A 1011-nucleotide genomic window follows, 5' to 3' on the forward strand; every position below is an offset into this window, starting at 1 on the left:
CGCCTTGCCGTTGGCGTGGAGATTGCGCCGCGCGCGCAGGTCCGCGTCGGCCGTGGAGGCGAGAACGCCATCCAGAACCAGATCTCGCCCGGCCTCAGTGCGCACGCCCTGGCCTTGCAGTTGGCTGCCCGCGCCCAGGCGCAGGTCATCGCCGCTTTTAAGATCCAGGGGGCCGGCATGGGCCAGTGCGCTGCCGTCCAGGCGCAAGCCGCGCGCCGCCTCGATGCGCACCGCGCCATCGGCCACGGCAGCACCGGCCAGCGCCACGTCTTCGCCGGCGCGTACCGTCAGGCTACCGCCGGCCCGCAACTGCGTGCCGGCGTCGGAGACGGCCTCCGCGCCAGCCAGCATCTGCACCGTGCCCGAGGCGTATACCTGACGCGACAAGCGCAAGTCGCGCCCCGCCAGCAGCGTGATGCCGTCCTTGGCGGACACCACGCCCCCCGCCACGGAAGCGCCGCCGTCTTGATCGCCAGGAGCCGCCGGCTCCGGAGACTTGCCGGATCCCGCGCCGGAATGGGTGCTGGAGCCGGTGCCCGAGGTCGTGCCCGAACCCGAACCCGAGCCCGAACCCGAACCCGCATCCTCGCCGGCTCCTCCACCCGCGATTGCCCCCTGGCCGATAGGCGGCACTGCCGCGCCGCCCGCCACCATCAGGTTGCGCCCAGATTGCACGCGCACGTTTTGATCCGAAGTCAGCAGGTCCGACGACAAGGCGAGATCCTTGCCGGCCGTCACGCGCAAGGCGCCTCGCGTGCGCAAGCTGCCCTGCGCCCCGACCGACGCGTCGCCACCGGCCTCCATGCTCAAGGACGCGCCCGCGCCGACAGCGCCTTGAACGGAGGCATCGCGCGCGGCAGCGAGCGCGACGGCGCCGCCCGCCTGCGTCGTGCCTTGCACGCTCAGGTCGCGGCCGCTGTCCAGGCGCAGATTGCCGGCCGCCTGCGTGGCGCCGCGCGGCGCGATACGCACGTCGCCCGCGGCAGTGAGCTGCAGGTCGCCCGTCAGCGC

At 73.6% G+C, this 1011-nt stretch carries 1 protein-coding gene; it reads right to left on the minus strand.

The window, feature by feature from the left end:
* Positions 1-1011 (minus strand): hemagglutinin repeat-containing protein (locus VCS63_RS29685; protein WP_323881922.1); only part of this gene is annotated, 1011 nt, incomplete at both ends.

Source organism: Achromobacter sp. D10, from assembly GCF_035282245.1.
GTDB classification, from domain to species: Bacteria; Pseudomonadota; Gammaproteobacteria; order Burkholderiales; family Burkholderiaceae_B; genus Achromobacter; species Achromobacter insolitus.